At 67.9% G+C, this 851-nt stretch carries 1 protein-coding gene; it reads right to left on the minus strand.

The features are described from left to right. On the minus strand, window positions 1-851 hold an 851-nt coding region (locus C2I19_RS22320), incomplete at both ends, for a beta-ketoacyl reductase (protein WP_199181287.1).

Here is an 851-nt window from a genome sequence, read left to right on the forward strand (position 1 = left end):
CTCGGCATGGTGATGGTCGAGCAGATGGCAGGCGAGGCTGCGCAGGGTTGGCGTCTCGAAGAACTGGGTCGGGCTGAGCGCCAGACCGTATCGCGTATTGAGCAGATTGCCGAACTGCGTCAGGGAGATCGATTCGAAGCCGAACTCCTGCAACTGCGCATCCAGATCCAGCTCTTGCGCCGGTACCTGCAGCAATTGGCTGACTTCACGCGTCAGCGCCGCCTCCACCTTCTCCCGCAGCGCGCCGTCGTCACCTTCGTCGCGTTCGGCCGCGAGCGGTGCAGGCGCCGTTTCGGCTGGCTGAGCCTGCGGCAGCATGCGGCCCGAGCTCATCAGTCTGCTCAGCCCTTCTGCTTGTCCATGCAGCGCCAGGCATTGCTCCGCTTCGCCCGCCAGCGCCCAGCTCAGGGCCAGCAGGCCTGTCTCGCTCGGAAGAGGCGCCATGCTGGTAGCGCGGCTCAGGCGTTGTCGGGCGGGTTCGTCTATTTGCATGCCGCCGTCGGCCCATAGCGGCCAGTTGATGGACAGGCTGCGCCCGGCGGCGCGGCCTTGGCGGACCTGGGCGGCGCGCAGCCGCATATAGCCGTCCATGAAGGCGTTGGCGGCGGCGTAGTCGGTCTGTCCGACGTTGCCGAATACGGCGGCGACGGAAGAGAAGGCGACGAAATAGTCCAGCGGCTGATCGCGGGTGGCCAGGTCGAGCGCCAGCAATCCCAGTGTCTTGGGGGCGAGCACCGCGCGCAGGTCGTCGTCGGTCTTATGGCGGTAGAGCCCGTCGCGCAGCAGTCCGGCGGCGTGGATGACGCCGCCGAGCGGGCCGTGGTCGCGGCAGAAGGCGGCGATGGCCGAGC

It is taken from the genome of Chromobacterium alticapitis, assembly GCF_002924365.1.
Taxonomy (GTDB): Bacteria; Pseudomonadota; Gammaproteobacteria; order Burkholderiales; family Chromobacteriaceae; genus Chromobacterium; species Chromobacterium alticapitis.